Here is a 24,745-nt window from a genome sequence, read left to right as displayed (position 1 = left end):
GCGACCCTCTCCCCGAACACCCCGACCGGAAACCGTCAGGTGCTGATCGTGCCACGGGACGGTGACGGTTAGGGTCGCAGGCGGACGACCTGAGGAGGAAACAGCAGATGCTGCGGCTGGGACGGCGTGAATTCGAGGCGCACGAGCCTGTGATCATGGCAATCGTGAACCGGACGCCGGATTCCTTCTACGACCAGGGGGCGACGTTCCGCGACGAGCCCGCGCTCTCGCGCGTCGAGCAGGTGATCGCCGAGGGCGCCGCGATCGTCGACATCGGCGGTGTGAAGGCGGGCCCCGGTGAAAACGTGACGGCCGAGGAGGAGGCGCGGCGCACGGTCGGTTTCGTGGCAGAGGTCCGCCGGCGCCACCCGGACGTGGTGATCAGCGTGGACACCTGGCGGCACGATGTCGGCGAGGCCGTCTGCGAGGCGGGCGCCGATGTGCTGAACGACGCCTGGGGCGGGGTGGACCCGAAACTGGCGGAGGTCGCCGCGAGGTACGGCGCCGGGCTGGTGTGCACGCACGCGGGCGGCGCCGAGCCGCGCACCCGCCCGCACCGGACCGTGTACGACGACGTGATGGCGGACATTCTGCGGGTGACGCTCGGCCTCGCCGAGCGGGCCGTCGCGCTGGGGGTCCGCCGGGACGCGATCATGATCGACCCCGGTCATGACTTCGGGAAGAACACCCGGCACAGCCTGGAGGCGACCCGCCGCCTCGACGAGATGACGGCGACGGGCTGGCCGGTGCTGGTCTCCCTGTCCAACAAGGACTTCGTCGGCGAGTCCCTCGACAAGCCGGTCAAGGAGCGGGTGATCGGCACGCTGGCGACGACCGCGGTCTCGGCGTGGCTGGGGGCGCAGGTCTACCGGGTCCACGAGGTGGCGGAGACCAGGCAGGTTCTGGACATGGTGGCGTCCATCGCGGGCCACCGTCCCCCGGCGGTCGCGCGCCGGGGGCTGGCCTGACGGTTCGTACGAGGCGGGTTCGGCCGTTCCCGGGGCGGATTCGGCCGTCCACCTGAGCCGGCCCGGCCGTGCTCTTCACCTGAGCCACCGACCACGCCGGGCACCTGGGCCGACCGGACCTTCCATGCGGGCCGGCCGGACCGGGAGCCGTGGAGCAACCGGAGCGGCCGGACCCTGGTCAGTGGCCCGTCTCCTTGGTGACCATCGCCACCGCCTCCTCCACGTCGTCCGTGATGTGGAAGAGCAGCAGGTCACGCTCGGACGCCTTGCCCTGGGCCACCACGGTGTTGCGCAGCCAGTCGACCAGGCCGCTCCAGTACTCCGTCCCGAAGAGCACGATCGGGAAGCGGGTGACCTTGCGGGTCTGGACGAGGGTCAGCGCCTCGAACAGCTCGTCCAGCGTGCCCAGCCCGCCCGGCAGCACCACGAAGCCCTGCGCGTACTTCACGAACATCGTCTTGCGGACGAAGAAGTAGCGGAAGTTCACCCCGATGTCGACATGCGGGTTGAGGCCCTGCTCGAAGGGCAGCTCGATACCGAGGCCGACCGAGATGCCCCGGGCCTCGCGCGCTCCCTTGTTCGCGGCCTCCATCGAGCCGGGACCGCCGCCCGTGATCACCGCGAAACCGGCTTCGACCAGCGCCTTTCCGATGGTCACGCCCGCTTCGTACTCGGGTGATCCGGCGACGGTGCGGGCGGACCCGAAGACGCTGATGGCGCTGGGCAGTTCGGCGAGCGCACCGAAGCCTTCCACGAACTCCGACTGGATGCGCATGACCCGCCAGGGATCGGTGTGCACCCATTCGGAATCGCCCTCGGTGTCCAGCAGCCGCTGGTCGGTGGTGCCCGGCTGCACCTGTTCCCTGCGGCGCAGCACCGGTCCCAGCCGCTGCTCCTCCAGCGCCCGCAATCCCTCGGGGTTGCCCATGGCCTGCTCCCTCCGCCGAACCTCTTTGCTTTGAGTCAGGGTAGGTCGGCCCACGTGACGAATGGTGAAATCCCGGTTTTCAGGCAGTGAGCCAGTTGCGGAGCCGCTCCTCGCAGTGCGTGATCCTGTCGACGGCGACATGCTCGTCCCTCTTGTGGGCGAAGAGCGCATCCCCGGGCCCGTAATTGACCGCGGGCACGCCCAGGGCGCTGAAGCGCGACACGTCCGTCCAGCCGAACTTGGGCTGCGCGCTGCCGCCGACGGCCGCCATGAACGCGGCCGCGGCCGGGTGCGAGAGACCGGGCAGCGCCCCGCCGGTGTGGTCGTCCACCACGAACGAGCTCACCCCGCAGTCCGCGAAGACCTCACGTACATGGGCCTCGGCCTCGGCCATGCTGCGGTCGGGCGCATAGCGGTAGTTGACCACCACAGTGCACTCGTCGGGGATGACATTGGTGGCCACACCGCCCTCGATGCCGACCGCGTTCAGGCCCTCCCGGTACTCCAGCCCGTCGATCACCGGCCGGCGCGGCTCGTACTCCGCGAGCCGGGCCAGGATCGGCGCGGCCGCATGGATGGCGTTGGACCCCATCCAGCTGCGCGCGGAGTGGGCCCGCTCCCCCGTCGTGCGCAGGTGCATCCGCAACGTGCCCTGGCAGCCGCCCTCGACCTGGGCGTCGGACGGCTCCAAAAGGACGGCGAAGTCTCCCTCCAGCCAGTCGGGGTGGGCTTCGGCCACATGCCCCAGCCCGTTGAGGTGTGCGGCGACTTCCTCGTTGTCGTAGAAGACGAAGGTGAGGTCACGGTTGGGCTCGGGGACGGTGGCCGCGATCCGCAGCTGGACGGCGACGCCCGACTTCATGTCACTGGTGCCGCAGCCCCACAGGATGCCGTTCTCGTCCAGGCGCGAGGGCACGTTGTCGGCGATCGGCACGGTGTCGATGTGCCCGGCCAGGAGCACGCGCTCGGCCCGGCCCAGGTGGGTGCGCGCCACGATGTTGTTGCCGTGCCGGTCGACGGTGACATGCGGCAGGTCGCGCAGCGCCCGCTCGATGGCGTCGGCGAGGGGCTTCTCCTGGCCGCTGACCGATCGGAAGTCGACCAGCGCGGCAGTCAGCGCGGGGCCGTCGAGGGTGAGGTCAAGCACGGTTTCGAGCATGGCTGAGACCTTAACGCGGGCTCCAGTACCGTGGGCGTCGTGTCCGAGACCGCCTCTCCCCTCCGGCGCGGCCGCCTGGTGCGCATCGCGGCCGCGTTCGTCATGCTGCTGGCACTGATCGGCTATGTGGTGGTGCAGTACGAGACCGTCGGCGGCGCCCCCCGCTGCACGGTGCGTACCGCGGAGGGCGACGGCCCGTCGTACGAGCTCACCCCCGAGCAGGCCGGGAACGCGGCGACGATCTCGGCCGTCGGCACCTCCCGCGGAATGCCCGAGCGGGCGGTCACCATCGCACTGGCGACGGCTCTGCAGGAGTCGGCGCTGCGCAACATCAGGCACGGCGACCGGGACTCGCTCGGACTGTTCCAGCAGCGTCCGTCCCAGGGGTGGGGCACCCCGCGGCAGATCCTCGACCCCGTTTACGCGTCCGGGAAGTTCTACGAGCACCTCGCACAGGTTCCCGGCTACTCACGGCTGCCGCTGACCGCGGCCGCCCAGATCGTCCAGCGCAGTGGCTTCCCGCAGGCGTACGCGAAGCACGAGCCGGACGCCACGCTGCTTGCGGCGTCCCTGACCGGCCGGGCCTCGGCGACCCTGACCTGTGAGACGCGGCAGAGCGGCGGCCGGGGCACGGGGAGCCCGGCGAAGGTGCGGGCAGAGCTGGTGCGCGCGTTCGGGCCCGAGGTGCTGCCCGACGCCGCGCACGGGGGTGGGACCGGCGGAGGGCGGACCAGCGCTCCCGCTGCGAGTCAGGTGTCGGTCCCGGTCCCCGCGGCGGCCGGAGCGTCGGCCGGCGGGCCGGGGTCCAGGCGCGGCTGGGAGCTGGCGCACTGGGCGGTCGCCCGGGCGGAGGGGCTGCGTATCGAGGAGGTCTCGTACGGGGGCCGGGTGTGGAGTGCGGAGGCTCCCGGGAAGGGCTGGCGTACGGCGGACGCGGGCCATCGGGGCACCGAAATCGTACTGATCCGGGTCGCTCGCTAGTCCAGCCCTTCCCCCGAAGGGGGCACTCCGGTCCGGTCCGGAACAACGGGTTCGCAGATCTTCACAGCCCCTTCCGCCGCATCGCGAAATCCCTTGCACGCCAAGGGAAGTGACGGTTCGCCAGGCGCTTGCGCAATGCAATGTTTGCCCGATTTTATCCGAGACCGATAATGCGATGCATTACCAACTCTTTACCTCGGTCCACCGCAACTTCTCCCGGCCTCCCGGCGGTTGTCAGGACGTCCGTACGCCGGACACCACCAACAGTCCGAACGTCCTTCTCGTCCCAAGGAGCATCATGTCCCTCCCCCTGACCCGTCGGATCGCCCGTGCCGCGCTGCTCATCGCGGCGGGAGCAGCTCCCGTGGTCGGTGCGGCCGGCTCCGCAGGCGCCGCGGAACTGCCGCACAACCTCGGCAGCATGAGCGCCCTCGACACGGACGGTGTCGACAGCACGGACGGCGTCGACGACACAGTCGACGGTGTCTCCAAGGAGACCGCCAAGGTGGCGGGCAAGGCCGGTGGGCAGATGGCCAAGAAGGCCGTCCCGGCCGCGACCAAGGCCGTCGGCAAGGCGGCGAAGACAGCGGCCCCGGTCGCCCGGAAGGCCACCGGCGAGACCGCGAAGCAGGCGGGCGGTGTGATCGGCGGCGCGGCCAAGGGCGGCCTGCCGACCGGCGCCGCCGGCGGTGGCCAGCTGCCCACCGGCTCGCTCGGCGGTCTTCCGGTCGGCCGCTGACCGCACCCACCCCCGGTGATACGGAGGGGCCCCGGGATCAGCGCCCGGGGCCCTCGGTATCCCTGCCACGTTGTCAGCCCAGGCGCTTGACCGCGGCCTCGACCCGCTCGTCGGTCGCCGTGAACGCCACCCGTACGAAGCGCTCGCCGGCCGTCCCGTAGAAGTCGCCCGGCGCGACCAGAATGCCCAGCTCGGCCAGGTGCGCGACCGTGTCCCAGCACGGCTCGTCGCGTGTCGCCCACAGATACAGGCTGGCCTCGCTGTGCTCGATCCTGAACCCGTGCGCCTCGAGCGCCGCACGCAGCGCGGCGCGCCGGGACGCGTACCTGGCCCGCTGTTCACCGACATGCGCGTCGTCGCCGAGCGCCACCACGGTGGCGGCCTGCACCGGCGCCGGCGTCATCATGCCGCCGTGCTTGCGGATCTGGAGCAGCTCGCCGAGCACCGCCGCGTCACCGGCGATGAATGCGGCGCGGTAGCCGGCCAGGTTGGAGCGCTTGGAGAGCGAGTGGACGGCGACGACACCCTCGTACGTACCGCCGCACACGTCCGGGTGCAGGACGGAGACCGGCTCCGCCTCCCAGCCCAGCTCCAGGTAGCACTCGTCGCTGAAGACGAGCACCCCGTGCTCGCGCGCCCAGGCGACGATCCGGGTCAGCTCGTCCTTGGCCAGCACCTTGCCCGTCGGGTTGGACGGGGAGTTGAGCCACAGCAGCTTGAGACCGGCCGGAGCGAGATCGGTGGGGTCGTCGTAGACGACGGCCTCCGCGCGGGCCAGGCGGGCGCCCACCTCGTACGTGGGGTAGGCCAGGCGCGGGTAGGCGACCTTGTCGCCGGGGCCGAGTCCCAGCTGGGTGGGCAGCCAGGCCACCAGCTCCTTGGAGCCGACGACCGGCAACACGTTGGTGTGGGCCACGTTCGCCGCGCCGAGCCGGCGCTCGGCCCACCCGGCGAGCGCGTCGCGCAGCGCGGCCGTGCCCCACACCGTCGGGTAGCCGGGCGAGTCCGCGGCCTCGACGAGAGCCTTCTGGATCAGCTCGGGCACCGGGTCGACGGGCGTGCCGACCGAGAGGTCCACGATGCCGTCCGGGTGGGCCGCGGCCGTCGCCTTGTACGGCTCGAGCTTGTCCCAGGGGAAGACGGGAAGGCGCGAAGAGACTGAGGCCACGACGGCGCTCACTTTCTGGTACGTGGGGCGTCGGACAGCGCGGCCCCGTGCGGGACCGGCGTCAAACGCCTCGGTCCCGTACGGACGACGAACCGTACGGGACCGGGGACATGCGGATCGGATCAGCCGTTCTGCGGCGGCAGAGCGGCGATGAAGGGGTGGTCGCGCTCGATGAGGCCCAGCTTGGAAGCACCACCGGGAGAACCGAGCTCGTCGAAGAACTCGACGTTCGCCTTGTAGTAGTCCTTCCACTCCTCCGGGGTGTCGTCCTCGTAGAAGATCGCCTCGACCGGGCAGACCGGCTCACAAGCACCACAGTCGACGCATTCGTCCGGGTGGATGTACAAGGACCGGGCGCCCTCGTAGATGCAGTCGACGGGGCACTCCTCGATGCACGCCTTGTCCTTCACGTCGACACAAGGCTGCGCGATGACGTAGGTCACGCTGTCGTTCCTCCTCGGTAAGGGCTGGCATTGCGCGGGAGCGCGGCGTCGTCGATGCCCGCCCCTAGTATCTCCGTTCTTGGGGACGATCCGAACAGGAGGGGCACACAGACCTGTGGAATTCACTGCCGGCGGACGGCTCGAGGTCCGTATCACACCTTCTGACGTGGGCAAACGCGTATCAGTGCGGCGCTTGAGCGAGGCTGAGGCAGGTGCCGAGAAGTTCACCGACACGATTGGTGTTCTCACATCCTGGAACGAGGGTGTGCTGGTGATCACACGAAGGTCCGGTGAGAGCGTCCGTATGGCGGAATCCTCGCTGGTCGCGGGAAAGGTGGTGCCCCCGGCGCCGGTCCGCAGAAAGGGCCCCGCGGCGGACTTCGAGGAGCTTGCCCGGGCCGCCGCGCGTGCCTGGCAGCCGGTGGAGAGCGAACGGCTGGGCGAGTGGGAACTGCGGGCATCGGGCGGGTTCACCCGGCGCGCCAACTCGGTGCTGCCGCTCGGGGACCCCGGCGTGCCGCTGGACGAGGCACTGGAGCGGGTGCGCGCCTGGTACGCGGAACGTGATCTGCCCGCGTACCTGCAGACGGCGACCGGCGCGGCCGGGACGCAGGAGCAGCTGTGTGCGGAGCTGGAGGCACGTGGGTGGGTGCGTGAGGTCTCGGCCCAGATGCGGGTGGGGGCGCTCGCGCCGATCGGCGACCTGGGCGCGGAGGTGGCGCGGGTCCGGCTCGCGCGGTCCTTCGACGAGGCGTGGCTGCGGCGCTACAAACGGTTCGGTGTGCCGGGACCCCATGTGCTGCAGGTCCTGGGCAGCGGCCCATCGGTGTGGTTCGCCTCCGTGCCTGGCGAAGAGGGTGCCCCCGCCGCCATCGGCCGGTGTGTGGTCGACGGTCGCTGGGCGGGATTCATGGCGGTCGAGGTGGACCCGGCGTACCGCCGTCAGGGCCACGCGACCGCGGTGATGACCGCGCTGGCGCGCCGCGCCCTGGAGGAGGGCGCATCGGCGGCGTGGCTGCAGGTGGAGTCGGACAATGACGGGGCGCGGGCCCTGTACGAGGGCATGGGCTTTCAGATTCACCACCACTACCATCATTACCGGTCGGCCTAGACGGGGTACGAGTCGCATATGTACGACGCATCCTGGCGGCAGCGGTTCGCGGGCGAGGCCCGCTCCGGGCGGCCCGACCTGGCGCTGATGTGCCTGGTGATCGGCACGGAGGCGGACTCCGCTCTGGACGAGGCCGGCGTGGACGAGGCCCAGATCGAGCTGGACCGCCTGGCCGGGCTGCTCCCGTACGGTCTGAGCACCCCGCACGCCTGGGCGACGGCCGTCGCCGACCTGCTCGGCGCACGCCACGGCTTCCATGGCGTCCCCGCGGACTATCAGCGCCTGGAGTCCTCCCTGCTCCACGAGGTCCTGCGCCGCCGCCGCGGCCTGCCGATCCTCCTCTCGGTCCTGTGGACGGAGGTCGCCCGCCGCGCGGGAGCACCGGTGTACGGGGTGGCCCTGCCGGGCCACTTCGTGGTCGGTTTCGGCGACCCCGATGCGCAGGTGCTGGCCGACCCGTTCGCGGGCGGCCGGGTCCTGACGGGCACGGACGCGGAACTGCTGGTCGCAGGCGCGACGGGAACGCCCCTGATCCCGTCGATGCTGACGCCGGCCCCGCCGCTCGAGGTGGTGCTGCGCATCCTGAACAACATCCGCGCCTGGGCGGCCGCGCGCCCGGAACGCTCCGACGTCGCCCTGTGGGCCCTGGAGCTGTCCCTGCTGCTCCCGGCCCACCCGGCGCGGCTGCGCTACGAACGGGCCCAGCTGCTGGTCCAACGAGGTGAGTTTCTGACGGGGGCAGCGGAGATGGACGCCTACGCGGACGTCGTCTCGGCGGTCGAACCGACGATGGCGGAGACGATCAGGGGACGGGCGCGGGCGGCGCGGGCGATGCTGAACTGAGCCTGCCCGCACAAGGCGGTGGACCTGATCGCCGCCGGCCGGCCATCGACGGCACCGCGCACGACCTGTACTAGCGAAGGGCCTCGGCCTTGAGGGCGGTGACGAATGAGGACCAGGCGGACGGGGCGAACCGGACCGCCGGGCCCGTGGCGTGCTTGCTGTCGCGGACCGGGACCGCCGTCGGGTGGGCGGCGTCGACTTCGAGGCACTCGCCGCTGCTGCCGCCGCTGTAGCTGGACTTGCGCCAAGCCGGAGCGTGCTCACTGCGCTTCATGCTCGTACTCCTCCGCGACGGATCTGATCAGGGCCAAGGACTCGCGATGCGACAGCGCGTCGCCCAGGGCATGATCGTAGACCTCCTGGCACTGCCGCACCACGGACGGCACTTCCCAGACCCGGCCCGACTTCAAGCCTTCCACATAGGCGATGGGCGGGAGGTCGTCGAACCACATCAGGGAGACGAAGCCCTCCAACATGGCGTGCGCCCCAACCGAAAAGGGGAGTACGTGCACGCGGATGCGGCGGCTCTCTCCCAGAGCCAGGATGTGGCGAAGCTGTTCGCACATCACCGCCGAGCCGCCGACGGGGCGTCTCAGAACCGCCTCGTCCAGCATCGTCCACACCACCGGTGAGTCGAAGTTGTCGAGTATGTGGGCCCTTTCCAGGCGCGTGACAAGCAGCCTGTCACGTTCCTCTTCGTTCTTCGGCGGGTGGCCCGAGCCCAGGACCTCCCTGGCGTACGCCTGGGTCTGGAGGATGCCGGGCACCAACTTGGGCGCGTACTCGCGGATCACCGTCGCCTGCTGCTCGAACTCCAGCGCCTCCGCGAAGTGTTCCGCCACCGCCCTGCCGTCCAGCGTCGGCAGGAAGCGCTCGAAGAAGCCGCCCGTCTTCAGGACCTGGTCGAGGCGGCGGGCGTCCGCCACGTCCGGGCGGCGGCGACCCGCCTCGATGTGGGCGATGTGGGTGCGGGACATCACCGCATGCTCGCTCAACTCCTCCTGGGTGAGGTCCGCTGCCTCACGCCGCCGCTTCAGTTCCTCGCCGTACTTCGTACGGGACTGCGGGTTGTCCTCGATCGCCATCGGCAACAACTCCCCCTTGTGACGCTCGCGTTGTCACGTGCAAACCCCTACCGAGCGTAACTCCGACCGCTCCAGACTGTGAGGGATTCGACACAGAGAGCAAGGGGAATGGCGGAACCATGGGTGCGCCACACGCAGTCGGAGCCTTCGTCGCTCACACGGGCACGGACGTCTACGGTCCCGGCAAGGTCATTGGTGTGGACGGAGAACACAGACGCGTCAGGTTTGTGTACTTCGTCGCCACCATCCACGCGTCCGACCTTCGTGCCGCCTCTTCAACCGAAAGCGCGCAGGTCAGGTTATGGCTGCGGCAGAAGCAGGAGCGGTACGGAGGCCGGTGGTGATGACCTTGCGCGTCTCGCGCGACGGTGGGCGGACCTGGGGGCCGGCCGTCTCGTACCGGCCCAAGCCAGGCGGGGCACCGGCCAGTTCGGCCCTCCGATGGCCGCCGTGTGCGTGCCCTCGCTGCACTCACCCGAAGTGACCGTGCGTACACGTATGTTGATGTACGGTGAGCGCAAGACGGCCCCGCGCTGGTTGCACCCGGCGCCCGCCGTGGGGGTGCCGGCGGCCGTACGCGGGGCTGCCGCCGCCCGGGCCGCGCTGCGAGGCGGTGCGTAGCACGTCTCGTGTACCTGGAGTCCGGTCCGACCGGACTCCGCGTACACGACTCTTCGCCGGGTCCCTCTGCGCGGCGCGCGCCTCGAGCACCACCGAGCCGTCTCCCGACGACAGAGCCCCCGCCCGGACGACCGGGCAGGGGCTCCACCGAGGAACGGGATCAGCTGGGGTCGAGCGCGATCACTGCCGTCCGGTCCGCCGGGGTCTTCCCGCGCAGGGCCGGACCCATGGCCTGGGCGACGTCGTCCGCCGAGACCTGGTGCTGCTTGCCGTCGCCCTTGGTGATCGTGATGCCGTCGAAGACGCCGTCGAGGAGTTCGTCGATGGCCTTCTTGTTGTAGACCTCGACCAGCCTGCCGTCGATCGCCTTCATCGAAAGGATCTTCGGAAGGGACTTCGCCGGGCCGAACTGGATCTCCTTGGTGCCCGCCTTGACGGTGATCAGGTCGGACATCGCCGGCTCGGCGAATTCCTTCATCGCCCGGTTCAGCTCCGCCTGCGTGATCGTCGGCTGGCGGGTGGCGACCGGCAGCTGCACGACGTTCGGCTTTCCGGTCTCGACCTGCGCGCGATACGCGTCCTTGACCGTGATCATCGAGCGGCCGACGTCCAGCCCTGCCCCCGACTTGCCGGGTACGGGGACGGCCTTGCCCGGTACGAACTTGATCGTGCCCTCGGTCGCCGTACCCGATGCGCCGCCGAGGTCGGCGAGCGCGACGCTCAGCTTCTCCTCGTCCACGAGGATGACGGGTTCGGCGACACGCTCGCCGCCGAAGAGGGAGCCGATCACCGAGACGGGGTTGTAGTCGCTGCCCGCGGCGCCGCGGACGGTGGCCTGGCTGTCCAGGGACAGTCCGGCCTTGTCCGGGCTGAGCTGCGCCTCCTTGCCCGCCACCGAGAGCTTGAGCGGAGCCGTGGCCCTCTTGCCGAAGGCGGCGTCGAGCTTGTTGACCGCCTCGTCACGGGTTCCGCCGCCGATGTCGACGCCGAGGACCGTCGTGGACTTCGGCACGTCGGAGTGGTTGAGCAGCAGGCCGGCGCCATAGGCGATGCCGATCAGAACGAGTACGCCGACGCCGGCGAGGACCATCTTGGAGCGGCCCTGCCTGGCCGGCGCCGCCGCGGGCCTGGGGGCGGGACGGGCCGAGGGGCCGGGTCCCGGCATGACGGGTCCGCCCGTACTGCCGGGTCCTTCGGGGAACTCCGGTGCGGAGAAGTCCGCGAAGTCCGCTCCTGGGCCCTGCGGGCCGCCCTGGGACAGGATCGGGTTCGGGCCGGTACCGGGGCCGGACTGCAGACCGCCGAGCGATGGAGCGAACGGGGAGCGGTGCTGGTCGGACGACGGGACCACGGGGATGCCGCTGGTGAGCGTGTCGCCGGAGACATGGCCGACGGGGCCCGGCTCGGGCGCGGGAATCTGCGGGGTGAGTACGGCGGTGTCGTCGGACATCCGCGGCGCGCCACCAGGACCGCCGGGGCCACCAGGACGGCCCGGGCCGCCCGCGCCGGGCCCACCGGGGCCGGGAACGGCCGGGCCGCCGGGCCGCGGGCCGAGCGGCATGCTGCCGGTGGCCGGTCCACCCGTCGGACCGGCCGGCCCTTCGGGGCGGTCCGGGGCGCCGGGCGTGCGTACGCCCAGCGGAGGCGTTCCGTGTCCGGTGCCCGGAGCAAAGCCGTTGCCGCCGGGAGGCGGGGTCGCGCCGGGGCGCGGGGCACCCGGTTGGCCGGGGACGCCGCCCTGAGCGGGGCGGCGGGGAAGGTCGGGTCCTGTCCGGGCCGGGCCCGCCGGTGCGCCGGCCTGCTCGGCCAGGGCAGCCAGACCCGATACGCCCGCTCCCGAACCGTTCGTACCGGAACCCGGGCCGCCGCCCGAACCGTCCTGCGCGGGCGGCGCCGAGGCGGCCGGCTTGCGCGGCGCGAACCAGTCGCTGGGCGCAGGCTTCTCCTCCGGCTGCGGCTCGGCAGCCTGGGCGGGAACCTCCGGCCTCGCCGCGGGCCGCGGTGTGCTGCCCGTGCGCTCGCTGTCCTGACTGCCCGCGCCGGCGCCCTTGCCGCCGGTTCCGGCGGCGCCACCAGGGCCCGTTCCGGCTCTGGCGGCCGTGCCGGCGTTGATGTCGCTCATGGGCGTACGCATCACGACGGGCGGGATCGGCCGCGAACCCGGAATGTTGATCCGGATCCGCGTCGTCAGCGTGGTCTCGGTCCTGGGCTCGTCCGGCTGCGGCTCGGGGGCGGCGTCGGCGTCGTCCGGAGCGTCCTGCGTGGGATGCAGCGACGGATACTGCCGGGTTCCGTACGGCGGTGTCCCCGAGGGGTACGCGGCTCCACCGCGCCCCTGGGGGCCGGAGGACGAACTGTCAGTTTCACGACTCAAAGCAGGTTCTCCCGGTTGGCGTCGCCGCCCGTTCTTACTGGACAGCTACTGCTGCGGGCGGCTCGGCGGCGCGCACCACCATACTGTCCGTCGCCGACGGACACCCCGGGACTGCGGGAAGCGACCCGGCGCCGACCGTACGGCCACGGTCAGTTCAACGGTTCCCCACCCGTTGGGGTGACCGTCGGGGCGACCCACCATAGGGGTCGGCCACACCCGCCGCGCGCTGGGGGTCCTTCCACCCGCTAGCGGCCAAGTCCTTCCGGCCCGCCGCCCGGTGGCAGCGACCGCGACATGGTGGCACACATCACAGCCAGCGCCATGCCCCCGAGCAAGAAGACGAGCGGTCCGATACCGGCGGCGAACAGTCCGTCGCCCTCCGGGCGTCCGAGGCTGAGCACGATGATCGCCACCAGCCAGCCGAGGGCCGAGGAGACCACCGCGAGCTGGGTGCCGATCGCCCGCAGTGAGCCGTAGAACAGCGCTGCCGTGGCGAGCAGGGAGAACAGCAACCCGCCCGGGAACCAGGCGCCTTGGACCAGCGTGCCCGCGATGCCGACGGTCGCGCCGAGCACGGCGAGCGCAAGGTAGGCGACGACCCTGCCGGGGTGGGGCGCAGCCGTCGGCCGGGTGAGCCACCCGGCCGGAGAACCCGGAGAACCCGGAGAACCCGAAGCGCCCCGGCCGCCCGAAGAGCCCGAAGTATTCGGGTTTTTCTGAGCGCTCATGCCGCCGTCACCCCTGTCGGTCCTGTCGACCCCTCCAGTCCCGCGAAGAGGTCGTACTCGCGCTCCCCTGGCGGCGCGCCCGCCTCCCCGCTCACCAACTGGTAGTACTCGGTCGCGAAGAGAGGTTGCCCCAGATCGTTGGAGAGTGCGAAGAAGCGCCCTTCCACGGCGATTTGAGTGGCATGGGCACGCATGGCCGCCGTCTTCCGATCCGCGTACCCGGCGCCGTCGATCTCCGTGGTGATCCCGGAATCGTCCACCACACCCGGAATATCCGTGATCTCGGCGATGCCCGGGAAGTCCGCTCCCCCCAGGTCCCGCAGCCGGGCGAAGCCCTCCTCGGCCACCGATCTCGGGACACGGTTCCAGTAGATCTTCGCGATGGTGTGGGCATCGCCCAGGTCGCGGCGGAAGGCGTGCTCGGCGGCCAGCTCCGCCGCCCGCATCGCCACCCGGTGCGCCTGGATGTGGTCCGGATGTCCGTATCCCCCGTCGGGGTCGTACGTCACCATCACCTGGGGGCGCACCGAGCGGATCACCTCGACGAGATACGCGGCCGCCTCGTCCACGTCGGCGTTCCAGAAGGCGCCGTCCCGGTGGTTCTGCTCGAGGCCCATCATCCCGGAGTCCCGGAACCGCCCCTGGCCGCCGAGAAAGCGGTGGTCGCTCACGCCCAGCTCCTTCATCGCGGCGGCCAGTTCGCCGACGCGATGGGGACCCAGCCGGTCCTCCCGGTCGGGTGCGAGATGGGCGAGCTCGGCCGGAATGACCTCGCCCTCCTCGCCGAGGGTGCAGGTCACCAGGGTGACCTGGGCGCCGGTGGCCGCATACCTGGCCATCGTCGCGCCGTTGTTGATCGACTCGTCGTCGGGGTGCGCATGCACCAGGAGCAGACGACGGGCGGGAAGATCCTTCATACAGGACAGCCTAGAACCCACAGCCCGGATGTCGGCCTAGAACTTGATGCCGCCGATCATCCCCGCCACGTTGGTGGTCAGTTCGGTGATGGTGGGAGCCACCGACGAACTCGCGAGGTAGAACCCGAGCAACACGCAGACCACCGCATGCCCGCCCTTCAGTCCGGCTTTCCGGATCAGCAGGAAGACGACGATCGCCAGCAGCACCACCGCCGAAATCGAGAGTGCCACGGCGGTTCACCTCCACAGATATTCGGTCGGGACGGTCAGGTCGCATGTGCCGGAGCAGATGTCAGGGGGTTCATACCCACCTTGCGCTACGGATCATAACTATCCGCACCTTCGCATCGATCGGTGCACGGCAGCACATGGGGGCGCACGACCGCTAGGTTCGGTCGCATGACCTCGAGGCAGCAGCTCTCCTTCCCGCGTCAGTACGCCAGGACCCAGCGCTTCACGCTGGGCGCCCCCCGCGCCTTCACCGTCTCCCCGGACGGTTCGCGCGTGGTGTTCCTGCGATCGGCCTCCGGCACCGACCGGTCCGGCCGGCTGTGGGTGCTCGATCTCGACGGGGACGGCGGCCCGCCGCACGAGCGCGTGGCCGCCGATCCGCAGGAACTGCTGGGCGGGACCGCGGAGAAGCTGTCGGCTCAGGAGCGGGCCCGGCGGGAACGCAGCCGCGAGGGGTCGGCCGGGATCGTCGGCTACGCGGTGGACCGGGCAGTCGAAATGGCCGCTTTCGCACTGTCCGGGCGACTGTTCACAGCGGAGCTGCGGGCCGGGACCGCCCGCGAACTGCCCGCGGCCGGCCCGGTCCTCGATCCGCGGCCGTCCCCGGACGGCCGCCACATCGCGTATCTCGCCCAGGGCGCGCTGCGGGTGACGGGTGCGGAGGGCGAGGCGGACCGTGCCCTTGCCGAGCCGGAGGACGAGCACACGTCCTACGGTCTGGCGGAGTTCATCGCGGCCGAGGAGATGGGCCGCTCCCGTGGCTTCTGGTGGGGGCCGGATTCGGACCGGCTGCTGGTGGCCCGGGTCGATGAGCGCGAGGTGCAGCGCTGGTGGATCTCGGACCCGGCGCACCCGGACCGGGAGCCGGCGCCGGTCGCGTATCCGGCGGCCGGGACGGCCAACGCCGACGTGCGGCTCTCCTTCGTGGCGCTGGAAGGCGGGGAGGAGCGTACGGAGGTGACCTGGGACCGGGCCCGCTATCCGTATCTGGCCAGGGTCCACTGGTCGGGCGACGGCCCTCCGCTGCTGCTGGTGCAGTCGCGCGACCAGCGGATCCAGCTGTATCTGGCGGTCGATCCCGAGTCGGGTGCGACCCGGACGGTGCATGTCGACGAGGATCAGGCGTGGCTGGAACTGTGCCCGGGGGTCCCGGCGTGGGCACCGGGCTCCTCCTCGGCGCGAGGCTTCGGCGGCGGCCGGCTGGTGCGGATCGCGGACGAGGGCGGGGCGCGGGTGCTCGGGGTCGGCGACCGGGTGCTGACCGGGGCGCAGCTGCAGCTGCGGGCGGTGCTGGACATCGGCGAGAACGACATCCTGGTGTCGGCGGCGGCCGGCGAGGAGGCCAAGGACCCGGAAGTCGGCGAGATCCATGTGTACCGGGTCAACGAGCTGGGAACCGAGCGCGTCTCACAGGGCCCCGGGGTGCATGGCGCGGTGCGTTCGGGCGGGGTGACGGTGCTGTCGTCCTCCCGTACGGACCCCGGCGGCGCGGTCGTGCAGGTGCTGCGGGACGGGAAGCGGATCGCGCAGGTGGCCTCGTACGCCGAGCAGCCGGTGCTCACGGCCGGGCCGCGGCTGGTCGAGGCGGGCGGGCGCCGCATTCCGGCCGCGGTGCTGCTGCCCACGGGCTACGCGGACTCCGACGGCGCCCTGCCCGTGCTGCTGGATCCGTACGGCGGGCCGCACGGTCAGCGTGTGCTCGCCGCACACCATCCGTATCTGACCTCGCAGTGGTTCGCGGACCAGGGATTCGCGGTGATCGTCGCGGACGGGCGGGGCGCCCCCGGCCGCTCGCCCGCGTGGGAGAAGGCGGTCAAGGACAACTTCCCGCTCACCCTGGACGACCAGGTCGAGGCGCTGCACGCGCTGGCCGGATCCTTTCCGCTGGACCTGGGTCGGGTGGCGATCCGGGGCTGGTCGTACGGCGGCTATCTGGCGGCCATGGCGGTGCTGCGCCGACCGGATGTGTTCCACGCGGCGGTCGCGGGCGCGCCGGTGACCGATCTGCGGCTGTACGACACGCACTACACCGAGCGCTATCTCGGCGATCCGGCCGAGCGGCCGGAGGTGTACGCGGCCAACTCACTGGTCGGCGACGACGGGTTGACGGTCGCGGAGACTCCCCATCGACCACTGATGATCATCCATGGTCTGGCTGACGACAATGTGGTGATGGCACACACACTGAGGCTGTCGTCGGCGCTGCTGGCCGCGGGCCGTCCGCATGAGGTGCTGCCGTTGAGCGGAGTGACACATATGACGCCGCAGGAGCAGATCGCCGAGAATCTGCTCCTGCTCCAGGTGGACTTCCTGAAGAGGTCGCTGGGGCTGGAGCAGGGCTGAGGCCGCCGGCTACCAGCCGGGCGGCGGGGACGACGGCGGAGGCGGCCCGTGGCTTCCGCCGTTGCCGCCCGGAGGGCCGGACCACGGACCGGGCGGCGGACGGCCGTAACCCGAGCGCCCGGAGAACCCGGCCGGGGGCCGCGGCCCGCCGGTCGCGGGGCCGTACACGCCGTCCGCCGGTGTGCTCCCGCCGCGCCGGGCCATGACCACCAGCAGTACGGCCCCGGCAGCCAGCTCGAACAGCCAGGTGGCGACCAGTAGTTGCTCCTCGAGCTGCAGATCCCCGAAGTTCCTCAGCAGTTCGCGCCTGATCGTGAAGTCGAGGCCGACCGCGCCGTCCGCGACGAGGAAGGCCGCGACCACCGCCCCGAACGGACGCGTGAGGACCGCCCGGCCGAGTGCGCCGACAGCCGTGGTCAGCCCGAGGAGGGCGATCACCGCGGCCAGCCACGCGGACGGGATCTGCAGCAGCTTCAGCGGGGCCCGCTCGCTGCCCGTGAGCAGGTCGAGGTACCCCTCGGTCCCCGCGAGGTACGCCAAGCGGATCTGCCAGGCGACCGTCACCGCCGCCGCGGCCCCGAGCAGGGTGAACACGAGCAGGGACACCCGCCGGGTGGGCCGGTCCGGTGTCCGCCGGTGCCCCGCGGACGGATCGTCGCGCGGCGAGTAGGAGTGCTCGTACGCGTCGGCGCCGGGCGGGCGGCGTCCGGCCACGACGGTGACGATCAGCCCGACGCCCAGGCCCAGGACCGCGAAGGTGCTGTACAGGGCCCGGGTACGCAGGGAGTCGGTGGCCTGGAGGTCCATCCAGGAGGCGGTGAGCACCCACAGGGACGGCAGCCGCAGGGAGAGTGTGATCACAGCGGCGGCCGTGAGTGCCGCGGCCGCGACCGACGAGCGCAACGCGGCGACACCGACGGCGACGTACACCGCGAGCAGTGCCGCGTCGGCGATGGAGGTGGTCAGCGGTGCGAGGGCCGGGCCGCGGACGCCCGTCCAGAACCGCCAGACGTCGAGCGGATCGTCGGCCGTCGCCAGGTCCCGTACGATCCATGCCCCCACGATCAGCGCGAGCACGGCGCACAGCGCCGCTCCGGTGGTCCGGGCCGCCCGCGTAAGAGTCACACCGACGATCGTGCATCGCGCCGGATACGCCAACAAGGGCGCGACGGGCCAACTCCCCGGCAACGGCGGGCGCCGGACAGGCGACCGGCCGGAGCCCCGAGGCGGCGCTCCGGCCGGTCTACGGCACCCGCACGGCCGTACGCGATTCAGCGTGACGCGTTCGTATATCGGAATCGAGACGTCCAAGTTGCCTGCATGTTAAGGAATGTGAGCGGCATTCATCACACTTTGCCCGTTGATTCCCCGGACTCCCCGTACCTCTTGGGCTCCGTGCCCGGCACCACATGCCGCTCCTCGGCGAAGTGGCACGCCGAATCATGACGGACAGACCCCTCCACCGGCCGCAGATGGGCCGGCACCGCGAGCGGCGGCACCTCCAGCTCGCAGCGCTCCCGTGCCTTCCAGCAACGGGTGCGGAACCGGCAGCCGGAGGGGATGTTCGTGGGCGAGGGTACGTCCCCGGTGAGGATGATGCGGTCCCGGTGCTCGCGCGCCTCGGGATCCGGCACCGGCACGGCCGACAGCAGCGCCTGGGTGTACGGGTGCGTGGGGTGGTCGTAGATCTCGGCGTCCTTGCCGATCTCCACGATGCGGCCCAGATACATCACACCGACGCGGTCGGAGATGTGCCGCACGATGGACAGGTCGTGTGCGATGAACACATAGCTGAGCGAGAACTCGCTCTGCAGCTGATCCAGCAGGTTGATGACCTGTGCCTGCACCGAGACGTCCAGCGCGGAGACCGGCTCGTCGGCGACGATGATCTCGGGCTGGAGCGCAAGGCCCCGGGCGATGCCGATGCGCTGGCGCTGACCACCCGAGAACTGGTGCGGATAGCGGTTGATGTACTCCGGGTTGAGCCCGACGACATCGAGCAGATCCTGCACCTTGCGGCGACGCTCGCCCTTGGGCGCGACCTCGGGATGGATCTCGTACGGCTCCCCGATGATGTCTCCGACGGTCATCCGCGGGTTGAGCGAGGTGTACGGGTCCTGGAACACCATCTGGATGTTGCGGCGCACGGCCTTCAGCGCCCGCCCCGACAGTCTGGTGATGTCCTCGCCCTTGTAGCGGATCGCGCCTGCCGTGGGCTGCTCCAGATGGACGAGCATCTTGGCGAGGGTGGACTTGCCGCAGCCCGACTCGCCCACGATGCCCAGCGTTTCGCCCGCGACCAGGTCGAGATCGACGCCGTCCACCGCCCTGACCGCGCCGACCTGCTTCTTGAAGAGAATGCCCCGGGTGAGCGGATAGTGCTTGACCAGGTCGCGTACTTCCAGGATCGCTTCAGCCATTCAGTGTCTCCTCCCAGAAGTGGCAGGCGCTCCCGCGGTCCTCGGACACCTCGTACAGGGGCGGTTCGTCGGTGCGGCACACCTCCTGGGCCATCGGGCAGCGCGGGTGGAAGGCACAGCCGGGCGGGATGCGCATCAGATTGGGCGGCAGGCCCTTGATCGCGTACAGCTCCTGGCCCTTCTGGTCCAGGCGCGGGATCGACTCCAGCAGACCCTTCGTGTACGGGTGGGCGGGTGCCTTGTAGATGTCGTGGACGGGCGCGGACTCCACGATCCGGCCCGCGTACATGACGGAGATTTTGTCCGCGACGTCCGCGACGACGCCGAGGTCATGGGTGATCAGGATCAGCCCCATGTCCAGTTCGCGCTGGAGCTCGGCCAGCAGGTCCATGACCTGGGCCTGGACGGTCACGTCGAGGGCGGTGGTGGGCTCGTCCGCGATGATCAGGTCGGGCTCGAGCGACAGCGCCATCGCGATCATGATGCGCTGGCGCATACCGCCGGAGAACTGGTGCGGATACTGCCCGACGCGTTCCTTGGCCGCGGGGATGCGTACGCGGTCCATCAGCTCGACGGCCCTGGCCTTCGCGTCCTTGCGGGACATACCGCGGTGGACGGTGAACATCTCGCCGAGCTGGTCGCCCACGCTCAGCACCGGATTCAGGGACGAGAGAGCGTCCTGGAAGATCATGGCCATTCCGGCACCGCGGATCTTCCGCCGCTCGTCCTCCTTGAGCCTCAGCACGTCCTGGCCCCGGAAGAGAATCTCACCGCCGGTGATGCGGCCGGGTGGCATGTCCAGGATTCCCATGATCGCCTGCGCGGTGACCGACTTGCCGGACCCGGACTCGCCCAGCACGGCGAGGGTCTGTCCCTCGTCCACCCTGTAGCTGACGCCGTTGACGGCCTTGGCGACCCCGTCGCGGGTACGGAACTCCACGTACAGATCACGCACGTCGAGCAACATGGCGGGCTCCTCAGCGCAGCTTGGGGTCGAGGGCGTCGCGCACCGCGTCGCCGAGCATGATGAACGCGAGCACCGTGATCGCCAGTGCACCGGCCGGCCACAGCACCATGTGCGGGGCATTTCGGATGTACGGGGAGGCCGAGGAGATGTCGATGCCCCAGGACACGGTCGGCGGCTTGAGCCCGACACCGAGGAAGGAGAGCGTCGCCTCCAGCGCGATGTACGTACCGAGCGCGATGGTCGCCACGACGATCACCGGCGCGACGGCATTGGGCGCGATGTGCCGCAGCAGCAGCCGTGAGCTGGACGCGCCGAGTGCCCGCGCCGCCTGGACGTAGTCGTTGTGCTTCGCGGTGATCACCGAGCCGCGGGCGATCCGGGCGACCTGCGGCCAGCCCAGCAGGATCATGAAGCCGATCACCGGCCACACCGTGGAACTGGTCACCACCGACAGGAAGACCAGACCGCCCAGCACCACCGGGATGCCGAAGAAGATGTCGGTGATCCGGGACAGGACCGCGTCCCCCGACCCGCCGAAGAAGCCGGCGAGCCCGCCCAGCACGGAGCCGAGCAGGGCCACTCCGACAGTCGCGCAGACGCCCACCGTCACCGAGGCGCGCGCACCGTAGACGACACGGGTGTAGACGTCGCAGCCCTGGACGTTGAAGCCGAACGGGTGGCCGGGCTGAGAACCCTGTTGTGCCTTGGCGAGGTCGCACTGCAGCGGGTCGCCGCTCGCGATCAGGGAAGGCCAGAGGGAGATGACGACCAGGAAGAGGATCACCAGTGAGGAGATGATGAAGACGGGGTTGCGGTGCAGATCGCGCCAGGCGTCGGTCCACAGACTGCGCGGCTTGTCGGCGGGCCCCTGGTCACCCTCCGGGCTGTCCAGCAGCTTCTCCAGGCTCTCGCCCTCGTCCATCGCCAGATCCATCGTGCCGCCCTCGCCGGTGGGGGCGATGGCATTGTCCCCGGCGCGGTCGGGCTGCTGCGGGTCAGGCATAGCGGATCCTCGGGTCGAGTACGGCGTACAGCAGATCGACGAGCAGATTCGCCAGCAGGAAGACCATGACGAGGACGGTCACGAAGCCGACCACGGTCTGGCTGTTCTGCCGCAGAATGCCCTGGTAGAGGTAGTAACCGACGCCATGGATGTTGAAGATCCGCTCGGTGACGATGGCTCCGCCCATCAGCGCACCGATGTCCGTGCCGATGAAGGTGACCACCGGGATCAGCGAGTTGCGCAGCAGATGCTTCGTCACCACCCGGCGCCGTGGCAGGCCCTTGGCCACCGCCGTACGGACGTAGTCGGCGCGTGCGTTCTCGGCGATCGACGTACGGCTGAGCCGGGTGACGTACGCGAGTGACACCGAGGCGAGCACCAGGCCGGGCACGATCAGCTCGCCGAGCATCACGTCGGAGGAGACCGAGGGGTCGATGACGGCCCATTCGTAGCCGAGCAGCAGCTGCAGCAGCAGACCGGTGACGAAGGTCGGCACGGAGATGACCACCAGGGTCAGCATCAGCACTCCGGTGTCGATCGGGCGGCCGCGCCGCAGTCCGGTGACCACGCCGAGGGTGATGCCGATGACGATCTCGAAGAAGATCGCCACCAGGGTCAGCCGGATGGTGACCGGGAAGGCCTCCCCCATCAGCTCGGTGACCTCCTGGCCGTTGAAGGCCGTGCCGAAGTCCCCGGTGAACACATTGCCCATATAGGTCAGGTACTGCTGCCACCAGGGCTTGTCGAGCCCGAACTCCTGGCGCAGCCGGGCGGCGGTCGCGGGGTCGCACTGCCGGTCGCCGCACAGGCCCGCGACGGGGTCGCCCATGACGTTGACCATCAGGAAGATCAGCAGGGTGGTGCCGATGAAGACCGGGATCATCTGCAGCAGACGCCGGATCACATAACGTCCCATGAAGGGCTCCGGGGGTCGTGGGAAGGGTGACGGCCCGGCGCTGCGGGCCGCCGGGCCGGTGTCCTTCGCCGTCAGTTGACCTTGATCTCTTCGTAGACCGGGACGCTGAAGGGGTTGAGGGCGACATGGGACAGCCGTTCCGAGTAGCCGGCGCTGCCGTTCTGGTACCAGAGGGGGATGGCCGCCATCTCGTCCCGTACGACTTCCTCGGCCTGCTTGAACGTGTCCACCGCCTTGGCCGTGTCGGTCTCGGCGTTGGCCCGGTCGACGAGCCGGTCGAACTCCTTGTTGCTCCACTTGCCGTCGTTGGACGAGGCGTTGGTGTAGTAGAGCGGCTGAAGGAAGTTCTGGATCAGGGGGTAGTCCATCTGCCAGCCCGCCCGGAAGGGGCCGCTCATCTTCGACTCGGTGATCTGGCCGCGGAAGTCGGCGAAGGTGCCGTAGGGGTTGCCGACGCAGGCCTTGTTGTTGCCGAGCGTGTTGTTGATGGAGTTGCAGACGGCGTCGACCCAGTCCTTGTGGGAGCCGGTGTCGGAGTTGTACGAGATCTTCACCTGGCCGCCGGGGAGACCGCCGCCCTCCTTGATCAGCTTCTTCGCCTCGGCAGGGTCGTACTCGCACGCGGCGCCGCACAGGGTGTCGTCGAAGCCGCCGTCCTCGCCGAGTACGGGTGAGGTCCAGTCCTTCGCGGGCGTGCGGGTCTTCTGGAAGATGGTGTCGGTGATCTGCTCACGGTCGATCGCCCGGGACAGACCGGTGCGGACCTTGGCTCCGTCGGGCGTGTTCCAGGCCTTGTCGTAGTACGGGAACGCGAGGGTCTGGAGGATGCCGGCGGGGGTGTTGATGTACCGGTCGCCCAGGTCCGCCTGCACATTCCTGAGCTGCGCCGCCGGTACGTCGTCGACAAGGTCGAGGTCGCCCGCGATCAGACTGGTGTAGGCGGTGTTGTTGTCCGTGTAGACGATGAGGTCGATGCCGCCGTTCTGCGCCTTGTCCGGGCCGTTGTAGCCGTCCCATCGGCGCAGGGCCATCTTCGAGCCCTTGGCGTACGAGTCGACGGAGTACGGGCCGTTGCCGATGGGTTTGGCGAGCCAGCTGTCGTGGCTGTCGAAGAACGCCTTGGGCAGCGGCGCGAAGGCGGCGTAGCCGAGGGTGTCGGGCCAGGTGGAGAACTTCTGGGTGAGCTTGACCGTGAAGTTGAGGTCGTCGACGACCTTGAGCCCGGACAGGGTCTGGGCGGTCGGCTGCCCTTCGTCGGGGTGGACCTGGTCGTATCCCTCGATATAGCCGAAGAAGTAGGCGTTCCTCTGGTTGTTCTTCAGATGGGCGGCGTAGTTCCAGGCGTTCACGAACGACTCCGCGGTGACCTTCTCGCCGTTGCTGAAGGTCCAGCCGTCCTTGATCGCGATCTTGAAGTTGACCGAGTCGGTGGTCTCGATCTTCTCGGCGATCATGTCGGTGGCCGCGCCGGTCTTCGGGTCGTACCGCTTGAGACCGCGGAAGATCATGTCGAGGACCTTGCCGCCCTGCACCTCATTGGTGTTGGCGGGCTCCAGAGGGTTCTGCGGGTCTCCCCAGGAGGACGACACGATGCCGTCGGCGCCACCGGCGCCACCGCCATCGCCTCCGCAGCCTGCCCCTGCCAGGGCTACGGCGACCGCACACGCGGCCCACTTGGCATGCGTGGCTCCACGCATGGGGTGCCTCCTTGGTCCCGAGTGCTTCCCCCAGCTGCCGCTGGGCGGTGCCCCCGGGCCCAATATCACCACAAAGGGAATCTAACTCACTTTCATGACACCCGAGTGGACTCCAGGGCCGCCGGAAGGACCACCTCCCAGGTGTCGACGGCGTAATGCAGTGTCATGCCGTGCGCCTCGTAAAGCCCCAGTGCCCCCGAGGCGTTCCCGGTGTCCACACCGAGCCCGATCGTGTCCCGGCCGCGCGCCGCGTACGTGCCGAAGGCATGGCGCAGCAGATGGCCGCCGACCCCGCGGCCGCGGGCCGCCTTGCGTACCCCGATGGTGCGGATCCAGCCCATGGCTGCGCGGTCGTCGCGGCTCAGCAGCACGGCCACGTCGCCCTCGCCCGCGATCGAGGCGATCCACACCAGCGACCAGTCGATCCGGGCTGCGTCCATGTCCTCCAGCCACTGTTCGTAGCTGCGCTCGTGGTGGTCGAAGTGCTCGGCGAAGGTCTCCTGCGCCAAGGCGTGTGCGATGCGCCGATCGGCCTCGTCGCGGCAGTGACGCAGGGTCAGTCCGGCGGGCGGCCCCGGCACGACGTCGACGTCCGGCGACAGCGGACGGGTCATCACCTGGTAGCGGCGTACCGTCCGCCACCCGCGGCGCTCAAGCAGCGCGGTGTCGAGCGCGGGGCGGGTGTTGAGATGCAGATGGACCACGGCCCGGGCGGCTCCACTCGCCGCCGCCTTCACTGCGGCCCTGGCCTCCATGCACTCCAGAACATCGGCGGCGGCCTCGTCCCGGTCCGGCAGCGCGTACAGGTCGGCGCCGATGTCCTCGCCCTCGGACTCGCTCCACACGATCCCGTACGCCACCGGTCCGTTGTCGTCGCACGCCAGCCAGGAGTCGTGGGCGAGGTCGGTGTCTCCGTGGGCCATGTCGGCCTCGACCGTGTGCAGATCGGTCTCCGGGCGGCCGATCTCGACCACATCGACGGCGTTCATCAGCGCGCAGACGGCGGGCGCGTCCTCGAGGACGGCCGGCCGGACAGTGAGGGACATGCGGCCACTGTCCGGGCGAGATCTCGGCCTCGCAACGGAATTTCCCCCGTCGGGCCG

General features: G+C 70.3%; 23 protein-coding genes. 6 read left to right on the top strand and 17 right to left on the bottom strand.

The window, feature by feature from the left end; all coding sequences use genetic code 11:
- Positions 1–107: 107 nt before the first annotated feature.
- Positions 108–968, top strand: coding sequence for a dihydropteroate synthase (gene folP, locus ACFYWI_RS21245; protein WP_389234598.1), 861 nt, complete (start codon positions 108–110; stop codon positions 966–968).
- Positions 969–1,146: 178 nt separating this feature from the next.
- Here the strand turns inward: folP and ACFYWI_RS21240 are convergent, their stop codons facing one another.
- Both ACFYWI_RS21240 and dapE read right to left on the bottom strand, forming a co-directional pair.
- Positions 1,147–1,896: a TIGR00730 family Rossman fold protein gene (locus tag ACFYWI_RS21240; RefSeq protein WP_389234595.1), complete on the bottom strand. Its 750-nt coding sequence runs from the start codon at positions 1,894–1,896 to the stop codon at positions 1,147–1,149.
- 79 nt (positions 1,897–1,975) lie between these two features.
- Positions 1,976–3,055, bottom strand: a complete 1,080-nt coding sequence (gene dapE, locus ACFYWI_RS21235) for a succinyl-diaminopimelate desuccinylase (RefSeq protein WP_389234592.1) — start codon at positions 3,053–3,055, stop codon at positions 1,976–1,978.
- A 39-nt stretch (positions 3,056–3,094) separates the two neighbouring features.
- On the opposite strand from dapE, the gene ACFYWI_RS21230 reads away from it, so the two are divergent.
- The gene (locus tag ACFYWI_RS21230) at positions 3,095–4,036 is read left to right on the top strand and encodes a hypothetical protein (protein WP_389234589.1); all 942 of its coding nucleotides are present in this window, start codon (positions 3,095–3,097) and stop codon (positions 4,034–4,036) included.
- 298 nt (positions 4,037–4,334) lie between these two features.
- Complete coding sequence (locus tag ACFYWI_RS21225; protein ID WP_389234586.1) at positions 4,335–4,775, top strand: ATP-binding protein; 441 nt, start codon at positions 4,335–4,337, stop codon at positions 4,773–4,775.
- A 73-nt stretch (positions 4,776–4,848) separates the two neighbouring features.
- On the opposite strand, the gene ACFYWI_RS21220 is transcribed toward ACFYWI_RS21225, so the two are convergent.
- Positions 4,849–5,943, bottom strand: a complete 1,095-nt coding sequence (locus ACFYWI_RS21220; protein ID WP_389234583.1) for a bifunctional succinyldiaminopimelate transaminase/glutamate-prephenate aminotransferase — start codon at positions 5,941–5,943, stop codon at positions 4,849–4,851.
- Positions 5,944–6,065: 122 nt separating this feature from the next.
- Complete coding sequence (gene fdxA / locus ACFYWI_RS21215; RefSeq protein WP_386429685.1) at positions 6,066–6,386, bottom strand: ferredoxin; 321 nt, start codon at positions 6,384–6,386, stop codon at positions 6,066–6,068.
- 115 nt (positions 6,387–6,501) lie between these two features.
- On the opposite strand from fdxA, the gene ACFYWI_RS21210 reads away from it, so the two are divergent.
- The gene (locus tag ACFYWI_RS21210; protein ID WP_389234579.1) at positions 6,502–7,497 is read left to right on the top strand and encodes a GNAT family N-acetyltransferase; all 996 of its coding nucleotides are present in this window, start codon (positions 6,502–6,504) and stop codon (positions 7,495–7,497) included.
- Between the two features lie 18 nt (positions 7,498–7,515).
- Positions 7,516–8,340, top strand: a complete 825-nt coding sequence (locus ACFYWI_RS21205) for a transglutaminase-like domain-containing protein (protein ID WP_389234576.1) — start codon at positions 7,516–7,518, stop codon at positions 8,338–8,340.
- Positions 8,341–8,410: 70 nt separating this feature from the next.
- Here the strand turns inward: ACFYWI_RS21205 and ACFYWI_RS21200 are convergent, their stop codons facing one another.
- The 6 genes from ACFYWI_RS21200 to ACFYWI_RS21175 all read right to left on the bottom strand — a co-directional run bounded on the left by ACFYWI_RS21200 (position 8,411) and on the right by ACFYWI_RS21175 (position 14,296).
- Positions 8,411–8,614, bottom strand: a complete 204-nt coding sequence (locus ACFYWI_RS21200; RefSeq protein WP_389234573.1) for a DUF397 domain-containing protein — start codon at positions 8,612–8,614, stop codon at positions 8,411–8,413.
- A complete protein-coding gene (locus tag ACFYWI_RS21195; RefSeq protein ID WP_389234570.1) occupies positions 8,601–9,425 on the bottom strand; it encodes a Scr1 family TA system antitoxin-like transcriptional regulator in 825 nt (274 codons plus the stop codon). Before ACFYWI_RS21195 ends, ACFYWI_RS21200 begins: the two co-directional genes overlap by 14 nt.
- Before the next feature lie 781 nt (positions 9,426–10,206).
- Positions 10,207–12,420 carry a hypothetical protein gene (locus ACFYWI_RS21190; RefSeq protein WP_389234567.1) on the bottom strand — a complete coding sequence of 738 codons (2,214 nt, stop codon included), beginning with the start codon at positions 12,418–12,420 and terminating at the stop codon, positions 10,207–10,209.
- A 245-nt stretch (positions 12,421–12,665) separates the two neighbouring features.
- Entirely contained in the window at positions 12,666–13,148 is a 483-nt protein-coding gene (locus ACFYWI_RS21185; protein ID WP_389234564.1) for a DUF6113 family protein, read from the bottom strand.
- Positions 13,145–14,065, bottom strand: a complete 921-nt coding sequence (gene mshB / locus ACFYWI_RS21180; RefSeq protein WP_389234561.1) for an N-acetyl-1-D-myo-inositol-2-amino-2-deoxy-alpha-D-glucopyranoside deacetylase — start codon at positions 14,063–14,065, stop codon at positions 13,145–13,147. Before mshB ends, ACFYWI_RS21185 begins: the two co-directional genes overlap by 4 nt.
- A gap of 36 nt (positions 14,066–14,101) precedes the next feature.
- A complete protein-coding gene (locus ACFYWI_RS21175) occupies positions 14,102–14,296 on the bottom strand; it encodes a hypothetical protein (RefSeq protein ID WP_389234558.1) in 195 nt (64 codons plus the stop codon).
- Positions 14,297–14,464: 168 nt separating this feature from the next.
- Between ACFYWI_RS21175 and ACFYWI_RS21170 the strand changes: the two genes are divergently transcribed.
- Positions 14,465–16,639, top strand: a complete 2,175-nt coding sequence (locus ACFYWI_RS21170; protein ID WP_389234555.1) for a prolyl oligopeptidase family serine peptidase — start codon at positions 14,465–14,467, stop codon at positions 16,637–16,639.
- A gap of 9 nt (positions 16,640–16,648) precedes the next feature.
- Here ACFYWI_RS21170 and ACFYWI_RS21165 read toward each other — a convergent pair whose 3' ends face one another.
- From ACFYWI_RS21165 to ACFYWI_RS21135, 7 genes are all read right to left on the bottom strand, one after another.
- Entirely contained in the window at positions 16,649–17,764 is a 1,116-nt protein-coding gene (locus ACFYWI_RS21165; protein ID WP_389234552.1) for a hypothetical protein, read from the bottom strand.
- 221 nt (positions 17,765–17,985) lie between these two features.
- The gene (locus ACFYWI_RS21160) at positions 17,986–19,059 is read right to left on the bottom strand and encodes an ABC transporter ATP-binding protein (protein WP_389234549.1); all 1,074 of its coding nucleotides are present in this window, start codon (positions 19,057–19,059) and stop codon (positions 17,986–17,988) included.
- Positions 19,052–20,026 carry an ABC transporter ATP-binding protein gene (locus ACFYWI_RS21155; protein WP_389234546.1) on the bottom strand — a complete coding sequence of 325 codons (975 nt, stop codon included), beginning with the start codon at positions 20,024–20,026 and terminating at the stop codon, positions 19,052–19,054. The genes ACFYWI_RS21160 and ACFYWI_RS21155 overlap by 8 nt, the downstream gene beginning before the upstream one ends.
- Before the next feature lie 10 nt (positions 20,027–20,036).
- Positions 20,037–21,029, bottom strand: a complete 993-nt coding sequence (locus ACFYWI_RS21150; protein WP_389234543.1) for an ABC transporter permease — start codon at positions 21,027–21,029, stop codon at positions 20,037–20,039.
- A complete protein-coding gene (locus ACFYWI_RS21145) occupies positions 21,022–21,945 on the bottom strand; it encodes an ABC transporter permease (protein WP_389234540.1) in 924 nt (307 codons plus the stop codon). The genes ACFYWI_RS21150 and ACFYWI_RS21145 overlap by 8 nt, the downstream gene beginning before the upstream one ends.
- Before the next feature lie 71 nt (positions 21,946–22,016).
- Positions 22,017–23,642: an ABC transporter substrate-binding protein gene (locus tag ACFYWI_RS21140; protein ID WP_389234537.1), complete on the bottom strand. Its 1,626-nt coding sequence runs from the start codon at positions 23,640–23,642 to the stop codon at positions 22,017–22,019.
- Positions 23,643–23,734: 92 nt separating this feature from the next.
- Positions 23,735–24,688 (bottom strand): GNAT family N-acetyltransferase, encoded by a 954-nt coding sequence (locus tag ACFYWI_RS21135; protein ID WP_389234534.1) that lies wholly within the window; start codon positions 24,686–24,688, stop codon positions 23,735–23,737.
- Positions 24,689–24,745 lie beyond the last annotated feature (57 nt).

It is taken from the genome of Streptomyces sp. NPDC002889 (assembly GCF_042888425.1).
In the GTDB taxonomy this organism is placed as follows: domain Bacteria; phylum Actinomycetota; class Actinomycetes; order Streptomycetales; family Streptomycetaceae; genus Streptomyces.
The sequence above is the reverse complement of the archived record's forward strand: the minus strand, read 5'-3'. Positions and strand labels throughout refer to the sequence as shown.